We start from the raw sequence: 25,594 nt of genomic DNA, 5'->3' as shown, positions 1-25,594 counted from the left end.
CATGCGGACACACTTTTCTTTACTTAACCCCCTATTGCAGCGCCGAGGTCAAGCGGAAAACAGAGTCCAGGTAGCGCTGACGAAGGGGCCGGTCATTCCATTCCTCCTGGGTGAGCAGGAAAGATTTGTCGCGGTACTCGTCGGCAAGCATGATCAGTTTGTCCACGATGGAACCGGCGGCGGAAAGAAGCGTGATCTCGTAGTTGAGGCCGAACGAGCGCATATCCAGATTGGAGGAGCCGAACATGGCCATGCGGTCGTCGATAACCATGAACTTGGAGTGCAGGACCGCAGGCGCCGGATAGCGGTAGATCTTCACGCCAGCGGTTAGCAGTGCCTGGTAGTAGGACTGCTGCGCGTGGCCGACCATGAACTGATCGGACTCTTCGTTGACGTAGAGCTGGACGTCGATGCCTCCATATGCGGCAGAGGTCAGCGCCATGAGCATGGATTCGTCGGGGACGAAGTACGGGCTGACGGCGATAATCCGCTCGTGTGCCTGGTAGATCATGTTATTGAAGACGCGCAGGTTCGGCTCCGTGCTGAAGCCCGGACCCGACGGCAGCACCTGGACAACGTTGTAGTTGTCGTTGACTTCGGTGTTGTGGAGTGAATAGTCCCTGGTGGCGTCTGGGGTCTTGTATAGCTCGCTGGTCCAATCAACCGCGAAAATTGCGTCGAAGGCCAGCGCAATATCGCCCTCGAGCTCAATCCACGTGTCCACCCAGCGACGGCCGATCTTATGGTTCTTTTTCTTCTGATATTCGGGCTCAATCAAATTCTGCGAGCCCATGAATACAATGTCGCCGTCAACAACTACGAGCTTGCGGTGATTACGCAGATCCAGGCGGCGCCAGGTGAGCTTCAGCAAGCTCACGGGCAGCATCGGGTGCCAGGAGATTTTAGCCTGGTCCAGGCGCTTTTTCAGCTTGTAGTAGCCGGGGTACTTCCACGAACCAATTGGATCGACCAGTACCTTGACCTCTAGTCCCCTGTCGTGCGCGCGTTCAAGAGCCTGTATGAAAGGCTCCGTGCTGGAATCCAGTGCAAAGATGTAGGACTGCACGTGGATTGATTTCTGGGCCGCATCGATGGTCTCAATCATGCGGTCAATGGAGGCGTCGAATTCGGTGAAAAGTCCCTTTTCCGCGCTGGCAATTGCCGGCATTCCCGTGAGCTGGCGCGAGAGCTTGAATACGTTGACAACGTCATCTTCTATCTCGGCATCGTCCGGTACGTCGGGCAGATGCTCGGTACGTTCCGCAATGAGCTCCTGTGCCAGTGCCTGTACCTCATGCCGACGGCCCGTAATCTGCTGCGAGCCCAGGAAGAGGAACAGAGGTAGGCCGATAAATGGAATCAGCAGAATCAGCAGCAGCCACGCCGTCGAAGCCGATGGGCTTCGGTTTTCCGGCACCCATCCAATCGCGATGAACTTAATCGTGTAGTCGAGTGTGAAAAATAGTACTTGCCACCACGTTAAGTCCTCCACCAGCCACGGGAAGGTACCCATCAACCAATCCATGCAGATGATATTACTGAAGGAATTTTCAGTACCTTTGGTCGCGGCCCCTTAGGTGCACTCTCCCCTTTTCGTGACAGCCTATTGTGACATCTGAAATTGAATACTGGTATCAATACGTAGTAAGGTTCAACTCATTGAACATCGCAAGCGTTTGGCATGTCGACTTCGAAAGGACTACCCCTCCAAATGACTGAGAAGGCTCCTACGAGCACCGAGTTCGACGTTGCCACTAACGTACTGAAGTTGATGGCCGACAAGACGCGTCTCTCGATCCTGTCGCTCCTCCGTGACGGGGAGATGACCGTCACCGCCATCGCTAGCGCGCTCGATCGCCCCGTCCCCGCGATTTCTCAGCACCTGGCGAAGTTGCGCATGGCCAATATGGTGCAGACCCGCAAGGAGGGCACGTCTAGCTTCTACTCTCAGCCCGACGAGCACCTTACCAACCTCGTGGTCAACGCTCTCCACTTCGCCGAACACACGCTCTACAGCGATCCGCCCCATCACCGCGGTCAGTAGGCGCACACGGATACGCCCGCTTTACTCGCTTTACGACGAAAACCCCGCGCCTTTCTGAACCTAGTTGGCGAGCCCGGCGTTCGATGCCCTTCCCTGGTCAAATGCCTCCATGATGCGCTGGGCGGCGAGCGTCGGTGTGAGCAGCCCCGAGCGGAGTTGTTTTTCCACCAGGGTGCTCTCTGTCTGCACAGCCTCGTTGGTGTTGAGCCGCTGCAAGAGCGTCTCGTGAACCATGGACCACATCCACTTAATCTGCTGGTTAGCGCGGTTTTCATCAAAGAGATGATTCTCGTGCATAGCCTCGACATGGTCTTCGATGGCTTGCCAGAACTTGTCGATGCCGTCGTCCTCCAATGCCGACATAGTCAGTACCGGTGGCGTCCAGACTTGGTCTGAGGAACGAACCATCTTCATGGCCGTCATCAGATCACGCGCAGCGCGCTTTGCCGGGCGCAAGTTCTTACCATCCGCCTTGTTGATAGAAATCACGTCGGCCATCTCCAGCACACCCTTCTTGATGCCCTGGAGCTGGTCACCAGCGCCGGCGAGTGCCAGAAACGCAAACGTATCCACCATCTGGGCCACCGCGACCTCGGACTGACCGACGCCGACAGTTTCGACGATGACAATGTCGTAGCCTGCGGCCTCGAGCACCACCATGGCCTCACGCGTTGCCTTGGCGACACCACCGAGTGTGCCCGCAGAGGGCGACGGACGAATGAAGGCTTCATCCGCGGCCGAGAGTCGGGACATACGGGTCTTGTCGCCCAGAATCGAACCACCGGACTTCGTCGACGACGGGTCGATGGCCAGCACTGCAACGCGGTGGCCCTCCTCGATCAGCTTCAGTCCGAGGGTTTCAATCGTGGTTGATTTACCGACGCCGGGGACGCCGGTAAGGCCGACACGCATGGCCTTGCCGGAAAATGGCAGCAACTTCACCAGTAGTTCCTGAGCCAGCACCTTATGCGCCGGAGCAGTCGACTCCAGCAGCGTGATTGCCCGGGCCAACTTAGTGCGGTTTCCAGCCCGCACGCCCTCAAAGAGGTCGTCGACATCGATCCGTCGTCGCGCACGGCGGACGACTTCGGGGGCTACAGCGGTCTTTCCCTCAACGACCGTGCCAGCGGTAGTGACGAGGGTGCCCAGGTTTTCTTCAAGATACTCGTTCATCGCTACTTCTCAATTCCGACAACGCGCTGAGCTGAACAGTCAGCCCAGCGCGGATGCGGTAGTTATTTAGGACTCTTCGTCAACGGCAAGGTCGAGGCCCAGCTCGTTAGAGAGCTTGGTCATCATGTCGATTGCCGAATCAGCGATGACAGTGCCCGGCGGGTAAATAGCCGCGGCGCCGGCATCGTAGAGTTCCTGGAAGTCGCCCGGTGGGATAACACCACCGACAACAATCATGATGTCCTCACGACCCAGTTTTGCCAGCTCATCGCGCAGGGCAGGAACGAGCGTCAGGTGTCCGGCGGCCAGCGAAGAAACACCGACGACGTGGACATCCGAGTCGACTGCCGACTTGGCGGCCTCCTCCGGAGTTTGGAACAGCGGTCCCACGTCAACGTCCATGCCGAGGTCCGCGTAGGCGGACGCGATGACCTTCTGGCCACGGTCGTGACCATCCTGGCCCATCTTGGCCAGGAAGATACGGGGACGGCGACCTTCCTGCTCTTCGAACTTATCGGCCATGGCGATGGCCTTGGAGACGTTGGACACGGCTCCCTCCTTGCCAACTTCGTCCTTGTAGACGCCGGAGAGAGTACGGATCTCGGCCTGATGGCGGCCAAAGACCTCTTCCATGGCGTCGGAGATTTCACCGATGGAGGCCATGGCGCGAGCACAGTCGACAGCGAGCTTCAAAAGGTTCTTGTCCAGGTCCCCCGGTTCACCCGGGTTACGGCAAGCGTCGGTCAGAGCGGCCAGTGCCTTCTGAACCTCTTCCTCGTCGCGCTCGGCGCGCAGGCGAGCCAGCTTGTCAATCTGCTCCTGGCGCACGCGGGAGTTCTCAACCTTGAGAACCTCGATGGCCTCGTCCTCTTCGACCTGGTACTTATTCACGCCGATGAGAGCCTGACGACCCGAGTCAATACGGGCCTGCGTACGAGCTGCAGCCTCTTCAATACGCAGCTTCGGAATGCCCTCGATGGTGGCCTGTGCCATACCGCCGGCCTCTTCGACCTCGTCGATGTGCTGGCGTGCACGCTTGACCAGCTCATTAGTCAGCCACTCGATGTAGTAGGAACCAGCCCACGGATCAACCGGACGCGTGGTGTTGGACTCCTGCTGAAGCAGCAGCTGAGTGTTACGAGCAATACGGGCTGAGAAGTCAGTCGGCAGTGCCAGAGCCTCGTCCAGTGCGTTGGTGTGCAGCGACTGGGTGTGGCCCTGTGTTGCGGCCATAGCCTCAACAGCAGTACGCGCGACGTTGTTGTAGACATCCTGAGCGGTCAGCGACCAACCAGAGGTCTGCGAGTGAGTACGCAGGGACTGGGACTTCGGGTTCTTCGGGCCAAACTTGCCAACCAGCTCGGACCAGAGGATGCGGCCTGCACGCAGCTTGGCGATCTCGGTGAAGGTGTTCATCGAGATGCCCCAGAAGAAGGACAGACGCGGAGCGAACTTATCAACTTCCAGGCCAGCGTCAATACCGGCCCGCAGGTACTCGATGCCGTCGGCAAGCGTGTAAGCGAGCTCAAGGTCGGCCGTCGCGCCCGCTTCCTGAATGTGGTAGCCGGAAATCGAAATCGAGTTGAACTTCGGCATCTTTGCCGAGGTGTACTCGAAGATCGAGGAGATGATTCGCATCGAAGGCTTCGGCGGGTAGATGTACGTGTTACGAACCATGAACTCCTTGAGAATGTCGTTCTGGATCGTACCGCGCAGCTGCTCGGTCGAAACGCCCTGCTCTTCAGCGGTGACAATGTAGAAGGCCAGAATCGGCAGCACAGCGCCGTTCATGGTCATAGACACCGAGACGCCGCCCAGGTCAATGCCCTGGAAGAGCTCACGCATGTCGTAAATCGAGTCAATTGCCACGCCGGCCATACCGACGTCGCCGGACACACGCGGGTTGTCCGAGTCGTAGCCACGGTGGGTAGCCAGGTCGAAAGCGACCGAAAGGCCCTTCTGGCCGGCCGCGAGGTTGCGGCGGTAGAAGGCATTGGACTCAGCTGCGGTGGAGAAGCCAGCGTACTGGCGAATAGTCCACGGTTGGTTGGTGTACATGGTCGGGTACGGCCCGCGCATGAATGGGGCGATACCCGGGAAAGAATCTACCGGGTGGCCCTCGGCAGCAGCGGCGTCGCGGTCAGCGCGATCGTAGACGCGCTTGACATCGATGCCCTCTGGAATGGTCCACACTTCACCAGCTTCCGCGGCAGCTGCCTTGTTGGTGGCAGCGGCTGCGTCGTCGGTGTTGCGGGAGATGTCAGCGAAATTTGGGATGGTGGTCATTACTTCCTTCACGCTCCCAGTTCGTTCAGCAGTCGGGACAGCTCCGCGACAGCATCGATGGTCATGTTCAGGTATCCGTCGGGGCGAGCGTCCTCAGCGGCATTGGCGAAGCTCTTCTCGGAGCCGGCCACCAAGACCTCCTTAGCGCCGGCGGCGCGGGCGGCCTTGACAGCGTCCTGGCCCGAGGCCTCGTACTCGCTGTCGGCTGCGCACAGCACGACAATCGGAGAGGCCTTCACTGCCTCTTCGAAACCTGCCTCGCCCGGCACAACCTGGCCGGGGTTGGCGACGGCGATACCGCCGGAAGCCAGCAGGTTGGAGGTAAAACCAGTGCGGATGTTGTGCTTGGCCAGCGGACCCAGCGGCAGCATGGCAATCAGCGGACGGTTGCCCTTTTCAGCCAGGAAGTCATCGGAGCGGTTGCGCAGCGCCTCGAAGTCGCTGGCCCAACGGCGAATCGGGTCGCCCTCCGGGCGGGCCTCAGGAGCCAGTGGGGCCTCAGCCAGGTTCGGGAACTCGTTGATGGCGGTGACCTTGGTGCGGCGGTGTGCGATGTCGGCGCGGCGCTTTTCCCAGGTAGCGTCCAGGGCGGCGCGAATATCGGCCTCCGCGGAGGCGAAACCGCCGCCGGCCTCAGTGCCGGTAAAGATCTCCCATGCCTTGTCGGCCATTTCTTCGGTCAGGTCTTCGACGAAGTAGGAGCCACCTGCTGGGTCGGCGACGTAACCAAGGTGAGACTCTTCCAGCAGCAACAGATTGGTGTTGCGAGCGATGCGAGCCTTGAAAGTCTTGGAGACGTTCGGCATGCCGCCGACAACTGCGTAATCAAACGGCAGAACCTCAACTGAGGAGGCACCGCCGACACCTGCGGCGAAGGAGGCGACAGTCACACGCAGCATGTTGACCCACGGATCGCGCTGGCTGAACATGACCGGGGCTGTCACGGCGTGCATCGGAGCGCGGCCAGCTTCAGGGGCGCCGATAACCTCAGCAACGCGGGCCCAGAGAACGCGAGCGGCGCGGAACTTCGCAATGGTGTCGAACTGGTCGTCGGTAGCGGCAAAGCGGAAAGCGATCTGGCCGAGGGCTTCTTCAGCGCTCAAGCCCGCGTCGGTCAGCGCACGCAAGTAGGCGACACCAACGGCGAGACTGTAGCCAATCTCCTGGATGTTGTTTGCACCCAGGTTGGAGAAAACAACGCCGTCGACAAGCAGGGCACGGACGTCGCCCGGCTGCTTAGCCGCCTTGACGGCCAGCTGCGTGGCCTCGTCGAGAGAAATATCGTCAATACCGGCAAAAGCGGAGGTCAGCGGAGCCGCGGAAAGCTCGACTGCGACGGCGTCCGGATTAGTCGGGTTTGCCTGCTCGATGTAGGACGTCAGTGCTTCCGCAACCTGCGCAGTCTTCTTACCGGCATGCACGGCAATCGGAGCAAGGTCGACGTAGACGTTGTTGAGCAGAGCCGGCACATCAGCGGCTTCGAGGGAGCCGGTGAAGTCCAGGCGGATGTCCGTGGTGCCGTTTTCCAGTGCAGTCAGCAGAGTCTCGTTGACGGCCTTTGGGTCAAGTGCATCCTCACCTGGGTACTGGCGACCGAAGGTTTCCCGAACGCCCCAACCGTTGGTGTTGTCCGAAGTGACCTTTGCGCCACGGACGAATGGGAACTGGCCCGGAGCTGGGCTTTCCGCGAGCTCGTCCGCGCGGGTGTAGAGCGGGCGAACATCGACACCGTCATAGGTGGTCTGAATCAGTCGTTTCCAAATATCGAGCGGTACATCTGCAACGTCTTGCTTGTGCACCCGCGCGAATACCTTGGCCACGCCCTGATACCAGGAATTCTGCAATTCCTCGAAGTTTGGTGGCAGCGTGGAAGGTGATTCGGGGGTCGTTCGGTCAGTCACGACAGACCTTCTCCCTTACATGTTCTAAGCAACGCCTCTATCAATCCATAACCGAGGAAATTCGGCTGCGACAATTTCCGAATTCTCCGCGACGGAAAGGGATTTAAAGGCGTTGGCTTCCTCCAATAGTCAATAAGAGCCACTAGTCAGACGCTAAGACTCACCCGAGTGTCCATGCACTGAACTTTTCAGCTATTTGTGCAATACCCTTACGTTCGGTTTTGTGCTGACGGGCACGTCAAGTGCTCGAGCCAAGGCATAGTGACCTTGATTCCCATCCTAGTGAAATAATGGGCAAACGCCTTTAGCCGCTGACTAGCCCTCCTCGCAGAGCCTCCAACGCGCAGGTCACACGCTTCCCCGCAATCCCCGGTAACCTCAAATGGGTGAACGTATCCGATGTGCGAATTACCCCTACACTCAAAAAGGTTCTGCTGGTGCTAGCCGTAGGTGTGGGGGTCGTCGTCACGCTGTACGTCGATGTTCCCACCGTCGCTACCATCCGGCAGTGGTCCATCGATGCCGGTGACTGGTTCCCGCTCCTCTACTTTCTCGCATACGTTGCACTGACTCAGTTCCCAATCCCCCGCACCGTATTCACTTTGGCTTCCGGAATTCTCTTCGGGCCAGTGCTCGGTTTCCTGCTGGCAATTACTGCGACGACGGTTTCTGCCCTTCTCTCCCTCTGTATTGTGCGGTTTTTGGGACGCGATTGGTTTCGCACGCACCTGACCAACCGCCGTCTTCTCAGTCTCGACCATCGGTTGGAGCAACGCGGCTGGCTCACAGTGCTCAGCTTGCGCATGATTGCTGGCGTGCCATTTTCGTTTCTCAACTACGCCTGTGGACTGTCGTCGATACGCATCGTGCCGTATATCATCGCCACTGCCCTAGGTTCGGCGCCGAACACACTCGCCGTCGTTCTGCTTGGCGACGCGCTGTTGGTCGGCTTCGACGTGCGCTTTGCGGTGGCCACGGGAATTCTGCTCGTGCTTGGCTTGCTGGGACTTCTTGCGGACGCCAAGTTCCCTGTCGTAACCGGTTCTTCGAAACGTTAAAACACCGCTTGGCGCTTTTGAGCTAGACGTGAGTTTTCGGCGAGTTGGTGTGGGGCGCCCGTGAGTGTGCGGAGGGAAGGAAAGTGTCTTAGCCCAACTGTCAAGGGGTGGGGCTAGACTAGAGCGTATGTATTCAGTCTTTGCCAGGTATCGCGGTCGATCTACTCGCAGGGCAGATCACGTTCAGGCCTCTGCGCAGGCACTTTCCGGCCTGGAAGGCGTAGGAACTGTTGAGGTTGCAGGTATCGAAGAGCTTCGCGCAGCTCCTGAAAATGCTGTGGGAGTCACCACGCTTGTGCTGGCGCTATTGGCCGCAGGTGACTGGGCGATAGGTATCGGTGTTTGTCCTCAGGACGACATTGAGCAAGCGCATCTGGCATCGAGCTCAGTCATCGGTAAGGGAGGCAGGGCCGGCACGGTAAAAACCCGCATTCGGACTAACAATCCGCGTGGTAAGGATTACTCGGAGGATATTGGTGCAGCATTCACATTGCTGCACCACGTTATCTCTCGCAGGTCCCCCGAAGGCCGCGAGGCAACTGGTTTGGTTCGCGCTGGTTATTCACAGGTAGAGGCCGCGGAAGAATTGGGAGTTTCAAAGCAGGCCGTCAATCAGCGCCTCGCAGCAGCTGGCTGGCAGGCGGAGCTGGCCGGATGGAACCTGGCCGTCCACCTGCTTCAGCGAGCTGATGAGTTATAAAAGCTTACTGCCCATTTTCTGGGGCGTAAGGGTCACGTGACCATCCTGAAAAATCTGGACGCTCGGCGGAGTGTGTACCGCCGCCTGCATTGGTATTGCCGGTGCCAGGAGCCGAGGGCAGGTCACGTTTGCCGGAAGGAACCGACGGCGCAGCCGGTGTGGCCGGCGCAGCGGGCGCAGCCGGTGTCGCAGGTTCAACCGCTGCCGGACCGTTCTGGCCACCCAACTGTTCAGGCTGAGCGGGCTGAGCCGAATCAGCGCGGCGATTCTTCTTCCTCTCAGGGGTATTACCAGCTGCTGCAGCCACCGGATCATCAACCGGGCGGTTAGCGACCTCGTTCGCCGCGGCAACTGCACGAGCCAACTCCGGGTTAGTCGACATGTCGAACCAGTTCTCGTCGCGGCCCTGCTCAGCCTCTTCCTTGGTCTCTCGGCTCACGGCCGGAGGCTCGTAGCGGAAGACACCGTCGGCATCCTTCTTGCCGAAAGCCCTAGCGAAGCTCTCGAGACTGTCGCCGAACTGCGACGGAATCATCCAAACAGTATTGCCGTCCTTATTTGCCAGCTCAGGCAGCTTCTCCAGGTATTGCCAGGCAAGAATCTCAGGTGTCAACTGTGAAGCCTTAACAGCTGCGTTGACCTTCTGGATAGCGCGAGCATTACCCTGTGCCTCAAGGTAGGTAGCGGCGCGAGTACCCTCAGCGCGCAGAATGGTTGCCTGACGCTCAGCTTCAGCAGCCAGAATTGCTGCGTGCTTGTTACCTTCGGCGGCGAGAATCTGTGCCTGCTTACGGCCCTCAGCAGTTTTAATATCGGCTTCGCGGGTACCTTCCGCAGTCAGAATCATGGCGCGCTTCTCGCGATCGGCCTTCATCTGCTTTTCCATCGACTGCTGAATCGACGGTGGCGGCTCAATGGCCTTCAGCTCCACACGAGCGATACGAAGACCCCACTTGGCAGTGGCCTCGTCCAGCTCGCCGCGGAGACGGCGGTTGATGTAGTCACGGGAAGTCAGTGTCTCTTCCAGTGTCAGGCCACCCACGACGTCGCGAAGCGTTGCGGTGGTGATCTGTTCGACACCGAAGATGTAGTCATCGATACCGTAAATTGCCCGATCCGGTTCATTGACCTGGAAGGTCACGACGGTATCGATAGCCACAGTCAGGTTGTCTTCGGTGATCACTGCCTGTGGCGGGAAGGTAACCATACGCTCACGGGTATCGACCTTCTCGCGCACTCGGTCAATGATCGGGATGATGAAGTTCAGGCCGCTATTCAGTGTCTGCGTGTATCGTCCCAGTCGCTCTACGATTGCCGCTTCACCCTGAGGGACCAGGACAATCGCTTTGAGAACCAAGGTAACAACCACGAGAATGAAAACGACGAGGATGATAAAGCCTTCCATGGGATTCCCTCGTAGCTAGAAACTGTGTGGTCAGTTATTTAATGGTCAGTAACTAAGAGTGCTCCGAGCGCCCTTTAAGTGAGTTGACTGCTCAGAGCAGCTTGTCCACTACTGCGGTATTGCCCGAAATCTCTACAATCGTGACTCTTTCCTTTGCATCGAAAGTCTGCGCAGTCAGAAGACTGCGCGCGCTCCACAACTCGCCATTGACCTTAATCAGACCCGCTGACGAGGAAACTGGCTCGATGACCTCAGCATGACGGCCCGCTAGCAGTTCCGGACGCGACTCCAGTTCGGCGGACTTGTCCGGTTTTGCCATCTTTTTGCGCAACACAGGGCGAACTGTCAGCACAAGTGCGGCGGACACAACGGCGAAGATAACCACTGATAGCCAAAGCGGCGCTCCAAGCTGGCTCGCACCGGACGCTGCCAGTGCACCACCTCCGAGCATTAACAGTGCTAAATCTCCGACTGCGAGTTCACCGAGAACCAGTAGGAGGCTTGCTCCGAGCCAAAGGAGAGGAATCACGCCCTCACCCTACCTACTTTGCAGAACAAATGTGGGGCGAGTGGAGCCAGTATTCCGGGGTCAGTACTGCATATGTGGCTCAGTTACGAAGTCGACCAGGCGCTCAACTGCGCCAATCAAATCTGACTCCAGATCACGGTAGGTGTGTACACCTGCGTAGACACGTCGCCAGCCCTCCTTGGGGTCGTCTCCCCAGCCCAAGCGACGGCGGATTCCTGTCTTCCAGTCCTCCCCGTAGGGAACTTCCGGCCATGCCTCGATGCCTACCGACGAGGGTTTGACCGCTTGCCAGACATCGATAAACGGGTGGCCTGTGACCATCACGTGCGGGCCGAGCTGCTGAGTCATGCGGCTTTCCTTACTGCCCTCCACCAAGTGGTCTGCCAGGACTCCGACGCGGCGCTTCGGACCCGGACCAAATTCGGCCAAGCGTTCTGGAAGGTTGTCCAAGCCCTCCAGATACTCCACGACTACGCCCTCAACACGCAGATCGTGGCCCCACACCTTCTCGACGATTGCCGCGTCATGAATACCCTCGACCCAGATACGGCTGGGGAGAGCAACCTTGGCCTTGACGTTGTGGACCTTGCGCGAGCCCGATGCCGACAGATCCTGCGAGGGCTTTTTGGGTTGTGCTTTCGGACGCACCAGAGTCACAGGTTTGCCGTCGATGAGAAAACCGCGCTCGTGCATGGGAAACAGCCGAGACTTGCCGTGGCGGCCCTCCAGCCGGACGCACCAGCCGTCGAAAGTTTTCTCCAACCCGATAATTGCACCGACGAATCCGTCATAGGACGCCTCGACGACAACACCATTTTCTGCTGTCACCTCGCGTGCCGGCTGTGGGATACGACGGCGGTGGCCACGTGCGCCAGCGAACACGTCCTGATTGCGGTACGGGTCTTGAAAGCTCATGGGTACTGAGATTAACAGCATCGGTTACGGGACCAACGACACGCTGCACTAGGATGAGCTGCACTATGCAGCGCAGTGTTCTCGACCAGGTCTGGAGTCCAACTCAGCACATCGCCCTTTGGCTGGGCGCGTGGTTGTCGGGTTTGGAAAACTACGATCATCTCCTCGACGCGCTAGACTCGCTCGGCGGACCCACGTCAGTTCCGGGGACGTTCGTGCTTGCCGACGCCACGGTTCCGAATGTCATCGATTGCGACGCTGATCTCGATCGAAGCGACATGCTCCGCCTTCTTCGAGCGGTTACTGAAGCGGGAGATTGGCACAGTGACCACCGTCCCCTCGTCCGCCTCATTCTCTCCGGGCCCGGTGATGCACCTGCACTGCCTGCGGGAACCGACGCCGCTGAAGCTGCACGCGCAGCAGGCTCGGCCATTGTGATTGCGGATGCGGAGCCGGGCTGGAACCATGTGCTCATACCAGTGACAACGCCGGTGCCAGGCCTACCGCAGTGGCATTGGTACACACTGGAAGGCCACATTCCCGAGCCGGCCTATCTCTCCCCTGGCGAGGCGGATTTACAGCTGGCAGATGCGGCGCGGGTTGCGGCTGCCACGATTGCGGCGATGCCGCGTTCACCGCTGACGTCGTCAAGCAGTGGTGCCCCGAAAGTGGATCCCCGGCTGATGGTCGGCATGCTCGATGACCACCTGGACATGGCCTTTGTGCCGGATGATGTGCCACGCCGTGCACTGGGAGTGCTCGCCAGAGCTGATCGGGTGTCGTCGATTCTGGCGGTGGCACAGGGCAGCGAGTCGGGGCACGGCAGCGCCGCGTTTGATGCGCAGCTCATCCCGCTGTGGCGGAAGATTCGGCAGGCGCGGATGAGCGCGGTGGAATACGCGATTCAGGAGTGGACTCGCTAGGGATTTGCCTTGCCCCGCGGCCCAATTGGCGCCAAAGGAATCAGTGTGGGCGGCGCTTTGCCGGAGTACAACAGGATGCGGCGCAGGGGGCGCCGTTGCAGGCCGAGCCGAGTAGCGGTTCACTTCCCAGACGGCGGGGTTCGGCATCTGCGATGCGCTCTTCGATGAGCTCCACGAGCATGTCGGTGAAAGTAGCCGTCGGACCAGGCGTTGCGACCCGCTCGATGACGATGTCGTGATGAGCCATTTCATCCTGAAGCTCAGCATCCAAATCCCAGGCGACCTCAACATGATCCGAGATGAAGCCAATCGGGCACACTATTGCGGATCGGAGGCCGTTGGCGACCTTCGCTTCAACGTGGTCGACGATGTCAGGCTCCAACCACGGCACGTGCTCCGGGCCGGAGCGGGACTGCCAGACGACGTCAAAGTCGGTGATACCCACTGCATCGGCGACGAGCCGTGCTGCTTCGTTGACCTGGCGGGAGTAAAGATTTCCGCCGAGCTCTACCGGCCCGGATGCCTTGTCCGCAGAGACCGGAATAGAGTGAGCGGTGAAAATAAGCCGGGCGTCCTCACGGCGGTCATCCGGTAGCTTGGCAAACGCCTCACGCACTGCGTCTGCATAGGCTTCTATAAAGAGCGGATGATCGTAGAAGCTCCGGATTTTCTCCATGTCAAAAGCACGGTCGCCCAAAGATTCGCGCATCCGAGCAATGTCTTCGTGATACTGGCGGCAGCCGGAGTAGCCGCCCCAGGCGCTAGTGGCGAAAACGAGCGCTCGCTTAACACCGTCATCAGCCATCTTTGCCGCGGTGTCTTCAGCCATCGGATGCCAATTGCGATTGCCGAAATAAACAGGCAAGTCATAGCCACGGCGAGTGAGCTCAGCCTTAAGGTTGGAGACAATTTCGCGGTTTAAATCGTTAAGCGGGGACTTACCGCCAAAGTGCGCGTAGTGTGCACCGACTTCGTCCAACCTCTCCGGCGGAATTCCGCGGCCGCGGGTGACATTCTCCAGGAAGGGACGCACATCGGCCATCTTTTCGGGACCGCCGAAAGACAACAGCAAAATAGCGTCAAAATTATCAGAAGACATAGCTAATCATGTTAGTAGCGCAGTCTGAGGACTCCATAAGACGACTGCTCAATGCCCCCGGCGTCTCCTGCCAATCGGGTTCCATACAAATCGCTTGACGACGGCACCCTAACCCAGCCCTACTGCGGAATTCGACGATTGGTCACAAGCAGTGAGCCCACGGTCACTAGCAGCACCGTGAAGGCTGCAATCAGATAGGGCCTCGGATTCTCGGCCCGCTTGAGTTCGTAACCGATGTCATCTTCCAGTGAGCCATAGGCATCGCGGAGCTGCTCGAGGGAACCAGCGCTGAAGAACTCACCTTTTGTTCGACGGGCGATCTCTCGCAGCGAATCGTCGTCGTTAGGCACTGGAATCAATTCGCCCTGAACCGTGATTGCGCCTTGCGCGGTACCGAACGAAATCGTGTTGACAGGCACCCCGGTCTTGGCGGCTTCGGCGGCCGCGGTATACGCGCCGCGGGGATCGTCGAGCTCTTGTGGGACGGTCTGTTTGCCGTCGGAAAGCAGCACAATTGTCGCTGGCGGGGCGCCTTCTCCCCCGCCCTGAACCGAGTCGCTGAACTGATTGATGGCATCCAGCGCGGCAGCGATGGCATCACCGGTAGCAGTCGCCTGATCTAACTCAGCAGCCTGGAGCGCTCGATTCACGGTGTCATGGTTGGTAGTCGGGCTGACAGCAGTGCGAGCGCGACCAGAGAACGTCACCAGGCCGATATTGAGGTCGTCGGGAAGGTTCTCCACGAACTCTTGGCCGGCTTCTTTAGCGGCAGTGATGCGGTCGGGCGCAACATCTGTGGCCGACATGGACAGCGAAACGTCGACCACCAGCATGACCGTCGCTCGGTTGCGGGCGACTTTGGTCTCCGAAATCGGACCAGCTAATGAAATGATGACCAGAACAAGTGACAACAGCGCACTGATAGCTACGACATGGCGCAGGCGTGCCGACGACTTATTCCCCAGTGACCCAACGATGGTGAAGTTGCCAAAGGCAATGGCACGTTGCTTTCGCTGCTTAGTACTGATCCAATAGGCCACGGCTGCCACGAGAGGCAGAGCGAGCGCGAGCAGCCAACCTGGGTGCGCAAAAGTTGAGTTTAGGAACGTCATCGCGGTATCAGTTTCCTCACATCCAGTCGCCTAAACAGTCGCGTATAAACCAGTGGCTATAGCCGGTTAGTCGGTGGCCCAAAAGAGATAGCACTAACAAGCGGCTACTCAGACGCTAATGTTGGCCAATTTGTCGAGCAAAATCCAGTACCCAATCGGAATCCGTACGCAAGGTAATAACGCGAGCACGGCATTTGCGCAGTTCATTGATTACACGCTCGTGGTGGGCACGAGCCTGAGCTGCATACTCGGCGCGGGTCTTGTCGTTGATGTTGAGTTCAATGGTCTCGCCGGTTGCTGAATCCGCCATGACCACCGGGCCTTCGCCGGGTAAGGCTTCATCGGCTGGATCTACCAGGCGAATCGCCATAATCTCTGTCGAGGCCGAGGCAACGCGCAGCGGGCGCGCCCAATCGAGTGATCCAAGGAAATCCGAGATGACAACCAACAGCCCAGCGCGCGGAGCCTGAGTCATTACTGTGTCAATATCCGCTGCGAGGTTATGCTCAGCAGTCGCGTCAGCCAACTGCTTGAGCAGCATCAAGCTGTGGGCACGGCCCTGGCCCGCGGGCACTGGAGTGCCACCGGCGATTAATCCAGTTCGGGACCCCGGGGCGTCGTTAAGCATCGTTACTGCGCCGGCAGCGGCGGTGAGCAGATGTCGTTTGGTGGTATCGGCCAAGCCGGTGGACAGACGTGCGGCGGGTTCGGCTACAATCCAGCACTCCAGCTCGCGCTCGGCCTCGGAGGTGCGAACGTGCGGCACTCCAGTGCGGGCTGTCACTGCCCAGTTCATCTGGCGAACATCATCGCCGATAACATATTCGCGGGAGCCAACCGGCTCAGAGCCATCTCCAGTAGCGGTGGAGAGAAAGCTGCCGCGCAAAAGTCCGTTGAGCTTACGCGTAACAGTTAGCTCTAAGTACGCCAGGACGCGTGCAAGATCGTCTTCACGAGCTGACATTAGGAGGCAGTGCCCTCATCGGAGCCAGTGCTCGCGCCTTGGGGAAGGCGCACGTGAGACAACACGATGTCAATAATCCGTTCGGGAGTAACGCCATCGGCCAGGCCCTCATAGGAAAGGACCAAGCGATGACGCAGCACGTCGGGAAGCACGGAGACCACATCGTCCGGCACGACATAGTCGCGACCGGAAAACAGCGCGTGGGCGCGGGCAGCCGCGACAGCACCAAGAGTTGCACGCGGTGATGCGCCATAGGAAAGCCAGCGGTCGACATCCTTCAACTCCGCCCGCATCGGATTGCGGGTGAGTTCGATGACGGCCACGATGTAGTCAATCAGTGTGTGGTGGACAAAGACTTCGCGGGTAGCGCGCTGCAGTTCCCGAACACTCTCTGGGGTGAGAATCTGCTGCGCGACTGGAGGGGTGGCTCCCATGCGGTAGACAATCTCCCGCTCTTCCGCCGGAGTGGGGTAACCCACGAGGACCTTAAATAGGAAACGGTCCCGCTGGGCCTCCGGCAGTGGGTAGACACCCTGGTTTTCGATTGGGTTTTGCGTGGCCAGAACCAAAAACGGCTCCGGTACTGGCGTGGACTCCCCTGCGATGGACACCTGGTGCTCTGCCATGACTTCCAGCAGTGCCGACTGCACCTTCGCCGGTGCGCGGTTGATTTCATCAGCGAGCACGATATTTGACATGACCGGGCCGGGCTCGACAATGAACTCCGAGGTGTCCTGGCGGAAAATCCGGGTGCCGACAATATCTGATGGCACCAAATCCGGAGTGAACTGGATGCGGGAGTAGGACCCACCCATCACTGTGGCAAAAGTAGACACTGCCAGAGTTTTCGCAACACCCGGAACACCTTCGAGCAGGACATGACCTCCTGCGAGCATCGCGATGAAGAGCTGCTTAATCAGGTGCTCCTGGCCAACCACAACCTTCCCCAGCTCCGCGTATGCGCGCTCGAGGTCCGTGTGGTCAGTGGGCGTTGGGTAGGTCACAGAGAAACCCTTCTTTAGGTCGGTCGCCCGACCTGTAGAACACGTCGTTAGAAACTAGACGAGGCGGACAACGTTCGGTGTCATTCCGTTATAACGGACTGGCGAGATCTTAACCACAGAACCGGACTGCGGTGCCTCAATCATCTTGCCATCGCCCAGGTAGATAGCGACGTGGCCATGACCATTCGGGCCCCAGAACAGCAGGTCACCACGCTTCATCTGAGATGCCGGGTAGTGCTTTCCGCGCTGGTACTGGTAGCCGGTGTAGTGAGGCAGGTCAATGCCGACAGCGGCGTAGGCGTACAGAGTCAGGCCCGAGCAGTCGAAACCAATCTTGTTGTAGTCGCCGTGGGAGTCAGCTACTCCGCCGTCACGGATGCCCTTGGTCGGGCCGTTGGCGTTGCCGCCGCCCCATGCGTATGGGACACCGAGCTGCCCCATCGCGCGTGCGATGACAGTCTCGACCTTCTGGCTGGAAGAACCCGAGGTGCTCTGACCGGTCTCTGGATTCGTCGGCGCCACAGTCTGCGCCGGGGTGCCGCTTGACGACGAGCTGTCGGTGCTAGAAGATTCCGAGGTCTCGGTGGACTCAGAGGAGTCCGAAGATTCGGTCGTCTCAGAGGAACTGGTGGAGCCAGTGGAGCTGTTAGAACCAGTCGAGCGAGTCGAGCCGGTAGTATCCGTGGAGCTGCTCGAACCAGTCGACTCGGTGGAGCTAGTGGAACCAGTCGAGCTCGTAGAACCAGTGGTGCTAGAGCTTTCATTTGTGGACTCAGAAGAGGAATCCTCATCAGTCTGGTTCGACTGCGCCTCGGCGCGAGTCTTAGCTGCGGCTTCCTCAGCGGCCTTCTTGGCAGCGGCGTCTTCCGCTTCCTTGCGGGCCTGCTCGTTCTCATAATTCTGGCGCTGGGAGTTCAGCTCGTTGACCGCGTTTCGGGCTGCATCCAAAGATGCCTTTGCGGCATCGCGATCGACCTGAGCCTGCTGGTAATCAGCTTGCTCCTTTTGAAGCTCCTCGTTTGCCTCGGAGTACGCGTTCTGAGCATCGGTGTTTCGCTGGTTTGCGGTGGCTTCCGCCTGCTGAGCTTCGTCACTCTTCTTGCGAAGCGTGGACTCCTGGTTAGCAGCCTCGGTTCGATTCTTATCCAGAGAGTCAACGGTCTGCTCTTGACGATCCGCTTCGCGACGCAAAGCGGACAGACGGTTAATAGCCTCGGATGCATCTCGCGCACCCTCGAGAATCGAGCCACTGGAACGTCCCTGGCGCATGATGGTGCGTGCTAGCTCGTCGAACTGCTTCTGGGCACTAGCGAGCTCAGCGCGGGAACGGTCGAGTTGGGTTCGCGCCTCGTCGACCGCCTCGCGCGCACGGTTAGCGGCATCTCGAGCGTTCTCAAGGTCCACCATGGCCTTGTTGACATCCTCGCGGAGAGTGCCCATGCGTAGCTCGAGGTCAGATACCCGGCGCTCGCTGGAAGTTACCTCGGCGACCAGGGACTGCAAGTACGACTCGGCGTTAGAGGCCGCCTCACGCGCTTGACGGATCTGGGCGTCGCTCGGATTCAGTGGTTGTGCAGCTGCGACCTGAGTGTTCGTCGCCAGAAGACCCGCCGTGATAATACCGGCAATTGGACGAGTCCAATATGATGCACGGACTTTGCGATTACTCGGCACCGCGTTACTCCTACATTTCTCCTATGGGTGCGTTCACGCCTCAGAATCGACACCAGCGACTTCCCCATCGTTGGATATCTTCCCGTTGTTGCCTCCAGGTCTTGAGTGGAACTTCGAAAAATGTCGAACCGAAACCAGAACCAAAAGCAACAGCGGCGCTCCCGCGAGTTTTCATTGGTCAATACTGGACCCTTGAGTCCACTATTGGCATCACGAAGCACTTTACGGGTCAAAAAGCTCTAAAAAAACACAAGTAACAAAATTACCAACTGTCCCCCACTTTGTAACCGTTTCGTTATATGCCGTGGCCTGCGGTTATGATGAACCCCAGTTTTCTGTGTGAATTATGTCACTATGTGATGACTTATCGGCGTGCCGGACTGCCGCGGACCTTTACCTGGGGTACCGGGCATAAGAAAAGGTCAAGCGCTCATGCTTGACCTTGGCGAAAATCGTAGACACGGTTACGGCGACTGCAACAGTGTTATCCAATTGAGATAGTGACTGAGTTCTCCACTGCTACCAGTTTTTGGGGCATTTACCCTGTCCCTTGCCGTGAGGTGGAAAACCGGGGACGGTGAATGTATTCAGTGGGGCCGTTAACTCCAGCGTCCGTCGTAAAGCGAACTCTTAGGCGGTTGGGCGTGTGCGTAGCCAGTAGAACGTCAGCCCGACGAAGAGTGCGACGATAACGACGCCTGCGATGAGGCTGTAAAGAGTCCACGGGACGACGTAGTTAGTGAGCTCGTGCAAATAGGCATCGAGACCCGCCGGATAGTCTCGTGGAGTCTCCATCATTGCGTGGTCGGCGCGTTCAATGGCTGCGCGGGGGAAATCGGCAGATGCGGTGGCCACATTGCCCGGTGTGCGCACGACAGTGGTGCCGCCGACTTGGTCCGCTACTTGGCGGGCAAAGGAAAAGATGTCGGTGTTCTTTTGTTCGGCGACGGGGTAAATCTTCTCGCTATCTAGGTAGATGATATTGAAATTGGGCACCCCCCGATTTGCTGCATCGTCGACAATTGGCTGGACCGCTTCTCGGAGCTGTGGGTTATTTGTCACGATGTTGTCGGTGCGTAGCTGAGCGACCACCTTCTCGACGGTTTCTTTCGCTGCCTGTGAATCTGCTGGCGTATGCATTAATTGCCTTCCGTATCGTGCTCCTGTTTTGCGTGAGAATGGTTTCCACGCGCCCCAATTTGGCGGAGATGCTGCTTCGTTTGTCCTATCTATAATGGCCTGCTCTGGATGTGAACGGGGGTAGCGTGACTCGGCGCGCCGCGAGCAATCTACATACAGAACGTTCGTACTGTTATTGTTGATGCAAGGACGGTAACGCTTCCTTAAAAACGTGTGTGTGGGCTCGTGTGCCCCGCGTCGTGATTATTGCTTTAATTGGTTGATAAGGGGCGGCGTGATCGCACCTATGCCTTGTGGAGAGCCGAAATTCGAGTGCCGGACTCTTCAGTTAAGGCGACAATTCACCCGAATAGAAATGGAGCTGACTGTGGCTGAAAGCAAGAACTCTTTCAACGCCCTGCGCAAGCTTGAGGTCGGAGACAAGTCTTATGACTACTTCGCTCTTGACGCCGTGCCGGGTATGGAGAAGCTGCCTTACTCGTTGAAGGTTCTCGGTGAGAACCTGCTGCGCAACGAAGATGGCGCCAACATCACTGAGGAGCACATCAAGGCTGTCGCCAACTGGGTTCCTTCGGCTGATCCGTCGATCGAGATTCAGTTCACCCCTGCTCGCGTTATTATGCAGGACTTCACCGGCGTCGCCTGTGTTGTTGACCTGGCTACCATGCGTGAGGCTGTTAAGACTCTCGGCGGCGACCCGGATCAGGTTAACCCGCTGAACCCGGCAGAGATGGTCATCGACCACTCGGTCATCATCGAGGCCTTCGGTAGCGAAGACGCTCTGGCTAAGAACGTCGAAATTGAGTACCAGCGCAATGATGAGCGCTACAAGTTCCTCCGTTGGGGTACTGGCGCATTCTCCAACTTCCGCGTTGTTCCTCCGGGAACCGGTATTGTCCACCAGGTCAACATCGAGTACCTGGCTCGCGTTGTCTTCGAGAACAACGGCCTGGCATACCCGGACACCTGTGTTGGTACTGACTCTCACACGACCATGCAGAACGGCCTGGGCATCCTGGGCTGGGGTGTCGGTGGTATTGAGGCTGAGGCCGCAATGCTTGGCCAGCCAATCTCCATGCTCATTCCGCGCGTCGTTGGCTTCAAGCTGACTGGCGACATTCAGCCGGGTGTTACCGCAACCGACGTTGTGCTCACCGTCACCGATATGCTGCGCCAGCACGGCGTCGTCGGCAAGTTCGTAGAGTTCTACGGCGCTGGCGTCTCCAAGCTGCCGCTGGCCAACCGTGCGACCATCGGTAACATGTCGCCAGAGTTCGGTTCCACCGCCGCAATCTTCCCGATCGACGATGAGACCGTCAAGTACCTGGCCCTGACTGGCCGTGACAAGGAGACCCTGGAGCGCGTCGAGGCTTACGCCAAGGCTCAGGGCATGTGGTTGGACGAGAACACTCCGGAGGCTGAGTACTCCGAGTACCTCGAGCTGGACCTGTCCACCGTCGTTCCGTCCATCGCTGGCCCGAAGCGCCCGCAGGACCGCATCGAGTTGGCTTCCGCCAAGGAGCAGTTCCGCAAGGACCTGCACAACTACTCCGACGGCGAGATTAAGGGCGCTGTCAAGGCTTCCGCACCGACCTCCGAGCTGGCCGCAGACTACAACGAGTCCCGCGAGGGCCACGGCGAGTCCGCCGCTAACGGCGCTGAAGGTCGCCCGAGCTCCCCGATTACCGTCACTTCCCCGAAGGGCGGCGAGTACACGCTCGACCACGGTATGGTCGCTATCGCTTCCATCACCTCTTGTACCAACACCTCCAACCCGTCGGTCATGATTGGCGCTGGTCTGTTGGCACGCAAGGCTGTCGAGAAGGGCCTGCAGGCAAAGCCGTGGGTCAAGACCATTTGTGCTCCGGGCTCCCAGGTTGTTAACGGCTACTTCAAGCGCGCTGACCTGTGGAAGGACCTCGAGGCTCTGGGCTTCTACCTGTCCGGCTTCGGTTGTGCAACCTGTATCGGTAACTCCGGTCCGCTGCCGGCTGAGATTTCCTCCGCCATCAACGAGGCCGACCTGGCTGCTACCGCGGTTCTGTCCGGTAACCGTAACTTCGAAGGCCGCATCTCCCCTGACGTGAAGATGAACTACCTGGCTTCCCCGATCCTGGTTATCGCCTACTCGATCGCCGGTACCATGGACTTCGACTTCGAAACCGACGCCCTGGGTCAGGACGCAGAGGGCAACGATGTCTTCCTGCGCGACATTTGGCCGTCCACCGAAGAGATCGAAGCAACCATCGAGGCCTCCATCTCCTCCGAGCTGTACGACGAGGACTACAAGGATGTCTTCGCTGGTGACGAGCGCTGGCAGAACCTGCCGACCCCGGAGGGCAAGACCTTCGCTTGGGATGACAAGTCCTCCTACATCCGCAAGGCACCGTACTTCGACGAGACGGAAATGGAGCCGGCACCGGTTTCCGACATCAAGGGCGCTCGCGTCCTTGCTGCCCTGGGTGACTCGGTGACCACCGACCACATCTCCCCGGCTTCCTCCATTAAGCCGGGCACCCCGGCTGCTCAGTACCTCGACTCCATGGGCGTTGAGCGCAAGGACTACAACTCCCTGGGTTCCCGTCGTGGTAACCACGAGGTCATGGTGCGCGGCACTTTCGCTAACATCCGCCTGCAGAACCAGCTGCTTGACGGTGTTACCGGTGGCTACACCCGCGACTTCACCCAGGAGGGTGGCCCGCAGGCCTTCATCTACGACGCTGCCATGAACTACAAGGAGGCTGGCACTCCGCTGGTCGTCGTTGGTGGTAAGGAATACGGCACCGGTTCCTCCCGTGACTGGGCAGCTAAGGGCACCCTGCTGCTGGGCGTCAAGGCTGTTATCGCTGAGTCCTTCGAGCGTATCCACCGCTCGAACCTCATCGGCATGGGCGTTGTTCCGCTGCAGTTCCCGGAGGGTGAGTCCTGGAAGTCCCTGGGCATCGATGGCACTGAGACCTTCGACATCGCTGGTCTGGAGGAGCTGAACAACGGCTCCATCCCGAAGACCGTCAAGGTTACGGTTACCAAGGAAAACGGCGAGTCCTTCGACTTCGACGCTGTGGTCCGCATCGATACCCCTGGTGAGGCTGACTACTACCGCCACGGCGGTATTCTGCAGTACGTCCTGCGCAACATGATCAAGGGCAACTAGTTTCCCTTTGACTCGTGCGCGCTAGGGCTTGTTACAAGCAGCGCTTCTAGAGGCCGGTAGGTAGCGCTAGCCCGCGGATTCATACCCCACGGGCTAGCGCCCTGCCGGCCTCGGGTTTCTCTACCCCAACCAAAATGAGGCTTGGGAAGTATAGGAATGGCGCTGCCACGTCATGCAGTGAAACATGTCCCTGGGCGTCGCCGGCAAGAAAAGAGTTTCCTTATGCCAAAAGTGAGTAACCAGGATTTAGCTCAACGGCGGCACGAAATTCTCGACGGCGCTCGGCAGTGCTTTGCAGAATTCGGCTACGACGGCGCAACGGTCTCTCGTCTGGAGTCCGCTACCGGTAAGTCTCGCGGTGCTATTTTCCATCACTTCGGATCCAAAGAAGGTCTGTTCTTAGCATTGGCCGAAGAAGATGCCGCAAATATGGCGGAAGTCGCGGAGGCTTCCGGCTTAGTGGAAGTAATGCGTGACATCGTGGCGAACCCAGACAAGCATGGCTGGCTGGGAACTCGCCTTGAGATTGCCCGTCGCCTTCGCAGCGATCCGGAGTTTAAGGGCCAATGGTTGGGTCATCAGGATCAATTGGATGACGCTGTTGCCCACCGATTGACCCAGACATCCTCATCCGGCTCCCTACGGTCGGATTATTCGGTTCGCACGATGCAGCTTTTTCTCGAGCTGATGCTCGATGGCATCATCGTTCGTCTGGCATCTGGTCGCACTGTCGACGAATTGGATTCCGTGCTTGATTTAGTTGAAGACAGCTTACGGCGCAAGGACTAGCCACTCAGGCTAGGCCTGATAGCGTGCCGTGCAACCCGCTCCCCTAATACGGGAGCGGGTTCTGGCTTTCTTCCGTACATTTATCCCGTTTGACCGGTGACAATGCATAGATTTCACCCAATATGGACTAAGCTGTCTATTTATGAGTGTGGGTAAGTTTTTGTTGGTGGCGCTCCGCCCCGCAGATGGTGCGGGGCAAGCCGAGTACCAGGACTTTCTGGATTCCACCGGGCTTGAGCCCAGCCAGTTGGATCTGTTTACCATCGACGCTGTCGGCGCTAAGTTGCCCGACCTGACCTCCTATGACGGCGTATTCGTCGGAGGCAGCCCATTTAACATCACCGACCTTGAGCATTCGGGGCTGCAGAAGTATTCGCACGATGTGCTTTACGACGTACTTAGGAGTCCTGTCCCCGCACTGCTTATCTGCTACGGCGCTAGCTACACGGCCTTTACTTCGGGCGGTTTGGTTAACCTGCGTCACGGCGAAGTAGCGGGTTCTACCCGGGTAGAGCTCACCGAAGCCGCCACTCAGGATCCAATAGCTTCGGTGTTGCCTCCGGTTTTTTATGCGTTGACTGGCCACAAGGAATCCGTTGCGGAACTTCCAAATCACGCGACTTTGCTTGCCACAGGCCCAACCTGTCCGGTGCAGATGTACTCGATCGGATCGAATAACTGGGTTACCCAATTTCATCCGGAGATGAATGCCAACGGACTGCTCCGCAGAATGTCTTTCTACACCGACGTCGGTTACTTTGACCCGGAGGAAGTCGATGCGATTCGACTAAAGGTATCTGATGTGGACCTCCAGGCCGTCTCGTCAATCATCCCCCGATTTATGCACGTATGTACGCATGCAGCCAATCCGAGCCTGCTAGTGGTGCAGTAGTCTCCGTCCCCCTCTAGCTCCCTTTTTCACGAAATTTGTTCCCGCAAATGTCTACCTCCGCCAAGCCCTTCCTCTTGCTTTCCACACGCGGCGAAGATGCCGCAGCTCACGCTGAACATCTCTCATTTGCCAGGAGGTGTGCATTGGCGCCGGCAAAGTTGCATCAAATTCGCCTGGAACAGTCTCGTCCGGGGAATCTGAATCTAGATAACTACTCGGGCGTAATCGTTGGCGGAGGTCCCTTTAACGCCTCTGATGACGATAAGAGCTATCTACAGAAGGAAGTCGAAACCTGGTTCGAGGATTTGTTGGCAGAAGTGCTCGAACGAGACTTCCCCTTCTTCGGAGCTTGTTATGGCGTCGGCCTGCTCGGTACTGCTGGCCATGGCCGTGTCTCCCGCAAGCACGGGGAGCAGGCAGCTGTAATCGAAGTAGCTGCAACTCCAGATGGCGAATCAGATCCAATTCTTGATGGTTTACCGGCCCACTTTCACGCCATCGTCGGCCACAAGGAGGCCATCGAAGAACTGCCTGGCGACGCTACGTTGTTGGCAACTGGAAAGGACTGCCCCGTACAGATGTTTCGGTTGGGCCGCAATGCATATGCGACGCAGTTTCACCCGGAATTAGATGCCAACACGTTTGCCCAGCGTCTCCAGATTTACGCAAATGAGGGCTACTATTTACCAGGAACAGATCTTGAAGCGGTGTCGGCCGCGCGACAGTTGGATGTTGCTCGAAGTGGGCGTATTCTTCAGAATTTCGCTCGGCTTCATACCGCATGTAGAGACTAATTAGTTTTATCTAGTGGCAATAAGCAAAAGGAATGTGA

Annotated in this window: 21 protein-coding genes; 8 read left to right on the top strand and 13 right to left on the bottom strand. The window is 58.4% G+C overall.

The genetic code is table 11. The features are described 5' to 3' along the window. Positions 1-31: 31 nt before the first annotated feature. The gene (gene cls / locus HMPREF3135_RS05175; RefSeq protein ID WP_168163110.1) at positions 32-1,513 is read right to left on the bottom strand and encodes a cardiolipin synthase; all 1,482 of its coding nucleotides are present in this window, start codon (positions 1,511-1,513) and stop codon (positions 32-34) included. A 198-nt stretch (positions 1,514-1,711) separates the two neighbouring features. Here cls and HMPREF3135_RS05170 point away from each other — a divergent pair, with 198 nt between their 5' ends. Beyond that, positions 1,712-2,044: an ArsR/SmtB family transcription factor gene (locus HMPREF3135_RS05170; RefSeq protein WP_048734120.1), complete on the top strand. Its 333-nt coding sequence runs from the start codon at positions 1,712-1,714 to the stop codon at positions 2,042-2,044. Positions 2,045-2,104: 60 nt separating this feature from the next. Here HMPREF3135_RS05170 and meaB read toward each other — a convergent pair whose 3' ends face one another. The 3 genes from meaB to HMPREF3135_RS05155 all read right to left on the bottom strand — a co-directional run bounded on the left by meaB (position 2,105) and on the right by HMPREF3135_RS05155 (position 7,368). Further along, entirely contained in the window at positions 2,105-3,217 is a 1,113-nt protein-coding gene (gene meaB, locus HMPREF3135_RS05165; RefSeq protein WP_048734122.1) for a methylmalonyl Co-A mutase-associated GTPase MeaB, read from the bottom strand. Positions 3,218-3,283: 66 nt separating this feature from the next. Continuing rightward, a complete protein-coding gene (gene scpA / locus HMPREF3135_RS05160) occupies positions 3,284-5,503 on the bottom strand; it encodes a methylmalonyl-CoA mutase (RefSeq protein WP_005510731.1) in 2,220 nt (739 codons plus the stop codon). A gap of 8 nt (positions 5,504-5,511) precedes the next feature. Beyond that, positions 5,512-7,368: a methylmalonyl-CoA mutase family protein gene (locus tag HMPREF3135_RS05155; RefSeq protein ID WP_180802975.1), complete on the bottom strand. Its 1,857-nt coding sequence runs from the start codon at positions 7,366-7,368 to the stop codon at positions 5,512-5,514. A 422-nt stretch (positions 7,369-7,790) separates the two neighbouring features. Between HMPREF3135_RS05155 and HMPREF3135_RS05150 the strand changes: the two genes are divergently transcribed. Then, positions 7,791-8,462, top strand: a complete 672-nt coding sequence (locus HMPREF3135_RS05150) for a TVP38/TMEM64 family protein (RefSeq protein WP_052317814.1) — start codon at positions 7,791-7,793, stop codon at positions 8,460-8,462. Positions 8,463-8,589: 127 nt separating this feature from the next. Beyond that, a complete protein-coding gene (locus tag HMPREF3135_RS05145; RefSeq protein ID WP_049190712.1) occupies positions 8,590-9,162 on the top strand; it encodes a hypothetical protein in 573 nt (190 codons plus the stop codon). A gap of 4 nt (positions 9,163-9,166) precedes the next feature. On the opposite strand, the gene HMPREF3135_RS05140 is transcribed toward HMPREF3135_RS05145, so the two are convergent. The 3 genes from HMPREF3135_RS05140 to HMPREF3135_RS05130 form a co-directional block, all read right to left on the bottom strand. Then, a complete protein-coding gene (locus tag HMPREF3135_RS05140) occupies positions 9,167-10,567 on the bottom strand; it encodes an SPFH domain-containing protein (protein WP_048734130.1) in 1,401 nt (466 codons plus the stop codon). Positions 10,568-10,658: 91 nt separating this feature from the next. After that, entirely contained in the window at positions 10,659-11,096 is a 438-nt protein-coding gene (locus HMPREF3135_RS05135; protein ID WP_042388696.1) for an NfeD family protein, read from the bottom strand. A gap of 60 nt (positions 11,097-11,156) precedes the next feature. Continuing rightward, entirely contained in the window at positions 11,157-12,011 is an 855-nt protein-coding gene (locus HMPREF3135_RS05130; protein ID WP_070438450.1) for a DUF3097 domain-containing protein, read from the bottom strand. 65 nt (positions 12,012-12,076) lie between these two features. On the opposite strand from HMPREF3135_RS05130, the gene HMPREF3135_RS05125 reads away from it, so the two are divergent. Then, positions 12,077-12,934 (top strand): hypothetical protein, encoded by an 858-nt coding sequence (locus tag HMPREF3135_RS05125; protein ID WP_016422771.1) that lies wholly within the window; start codon positions 12,077-12,079, stop codon positions 12,932-12,934. A gap of 40 nt (positions 12,935-12,974) precedes the next feature. Here the strand turns inward: HMPREF3135_RS05125 and HMPREF3135_RS05120 are convergent, their stop codons facing one another. From HMPREF3135_RS05120 to HMPREF3135_RS05095, 6 genes are all read right to left on the bottom strand, one after another. Then, the gene (locus tag HMPREF3135_RS05120) at positions 12,975-14,033 is read right to left on the bottom strand and encodes a ferrochelatase (RefSeq protein WP_070438448.1); all 1,059 of its coding nucleotides are present in this window, start codon (positions 14,031-14,033) and stop codon (positions 12,975-12,977) included. A gap of 119 nt (positions 14,034-14,152) precedes the next feature. Then, positions 14,153-15,145, bottom strand: coding sequence for a VWA domain-containing protein (locus tag HMPREF3135_RS05115; protein WP_070438445.1), 993 nt, complete (start codon positions 15,143-15,145; stop codon positions 14,153-14,155). 115 nt (positions 15,146-15,260) lie between these two features. Continuing rightward, the gene (locus HMPREF3135_RS05110; protein ID WP_016422768.1) at positions 15,261-16,109 is read right to left on the bottom strand and encodes a DUF58 domain-containing protein; all 849 of its coding nucleotides are present in this window, start codon (positions 16,107-16,109) and stop codon (positions 15,261-15,263) included. Continuing rightward, the gene (locus HMPREF3135_RS05105; RefSeq protein WP_016422767.1) at positions 16,109-17,113 is read right to left on the bottom strand and encodes an AAA family ATPase; all 1,005 of its coding nucleotides are present in this window, start codon (positions 17,111-17,113) and stop codon (positions 16,109-16,111) included. Before HMPREF3135_RS05105 ends, HMPREF3135_RS05110 begins: the two co-directional genes overlap by 1 nt. Positions 17,114-17,167: 54 nt before the next feature. Beyond that, positions 17,168-18,787 (bottom strand): DIP1281 family NlpC/P60 protein, encoded by a 1,620-nt coding sequence (locus HMPREF3135_RS05100; RefSeq protein WP_070438443.1) that lies wholly within the window; start codon positions 18,785-18,787, stop codon positions 17,168-17,170. 630 nt (positions 18,788-19,417) lie between these two features. Then, positions 19,418-19,927, bottom strand: coding sequence for an Rv1476 family membrane protein (locus HMPREF3135_RS05095; protein ID WP_048734147.1), 510 nt, complete (start codon positions 19,925-19,927; stop codon positions 19,418-19,420). Positions 19,928-20,294: 367 nt separating this feature from the next. Here HMPREF3135_RS05095 and acnA point away from each other — a divergent pair, with 367 nt between their 5' ends. From acnA to HMPREF3135_RS05075, 4 genes are all read left to right on the top strand, one after another. Beyond that, entirely contained in the window at positions 20,295-23,081 is a 2,787-nt protein-coding gene (acnA, locus tag HMPREF3135_RS05090) for an aconitate hydratase AcnA (RefSeq protein ID WP_083280613.1), read from the top strand. Positions 23,082-23,303: 222 nt separating this feature from the next. Next, complete coding sequence (locus HMPREF3135_RS05085) at positions 23,304-23,870, top strand: TetR/AcrR family transcriptional regulator (protein ID WP_016422763.1); 567 nt, start codon at positions 23,304-23,306, stop codon at positions 23,868-23,870. A gap of 142 nt (positions 23,871-24,012) precedes the next feature. After that, complete coding sequence (locus HMPREF3135_RS05080) at positions 24,013-24,762, top strand: glutamine amidotransferase-related protein (RefSeq protein WP_070438429.1); 750 nt, start codon at positions 24,013-24,015, stop codon at positions 24,760-24,762. Between the two features lie 47 nt (positions 24,763-24,809). Next, complete coding sequence (locus HMPREF3135_RS05075; protein WP_083229260.1) at positions 24,810-25,556, top strand: glutamine amidotransferase; 747 nt, start codon at positions 24,810-24,812, stop codon at positions 25,554-25,556. Positions 25,557-25,594: the final 38 nt, after the last annotated feature.

The organism is Corynebacterium sp. HMSC14H10 (assembly GCF_001807105.1).
Taxonomy (GTDB): domain Bacteria; phylum Actinomycetota; class Actinomycetes; order Mycobacteriales; family Mycobacteriaceae; genus Corynebacterium; species Corynebacterium jeikeium_D.
Note: the sequence above shows the minus strand (reverse complement) of the source record. Positions and strands in the feature narration are given on the sequence as shown.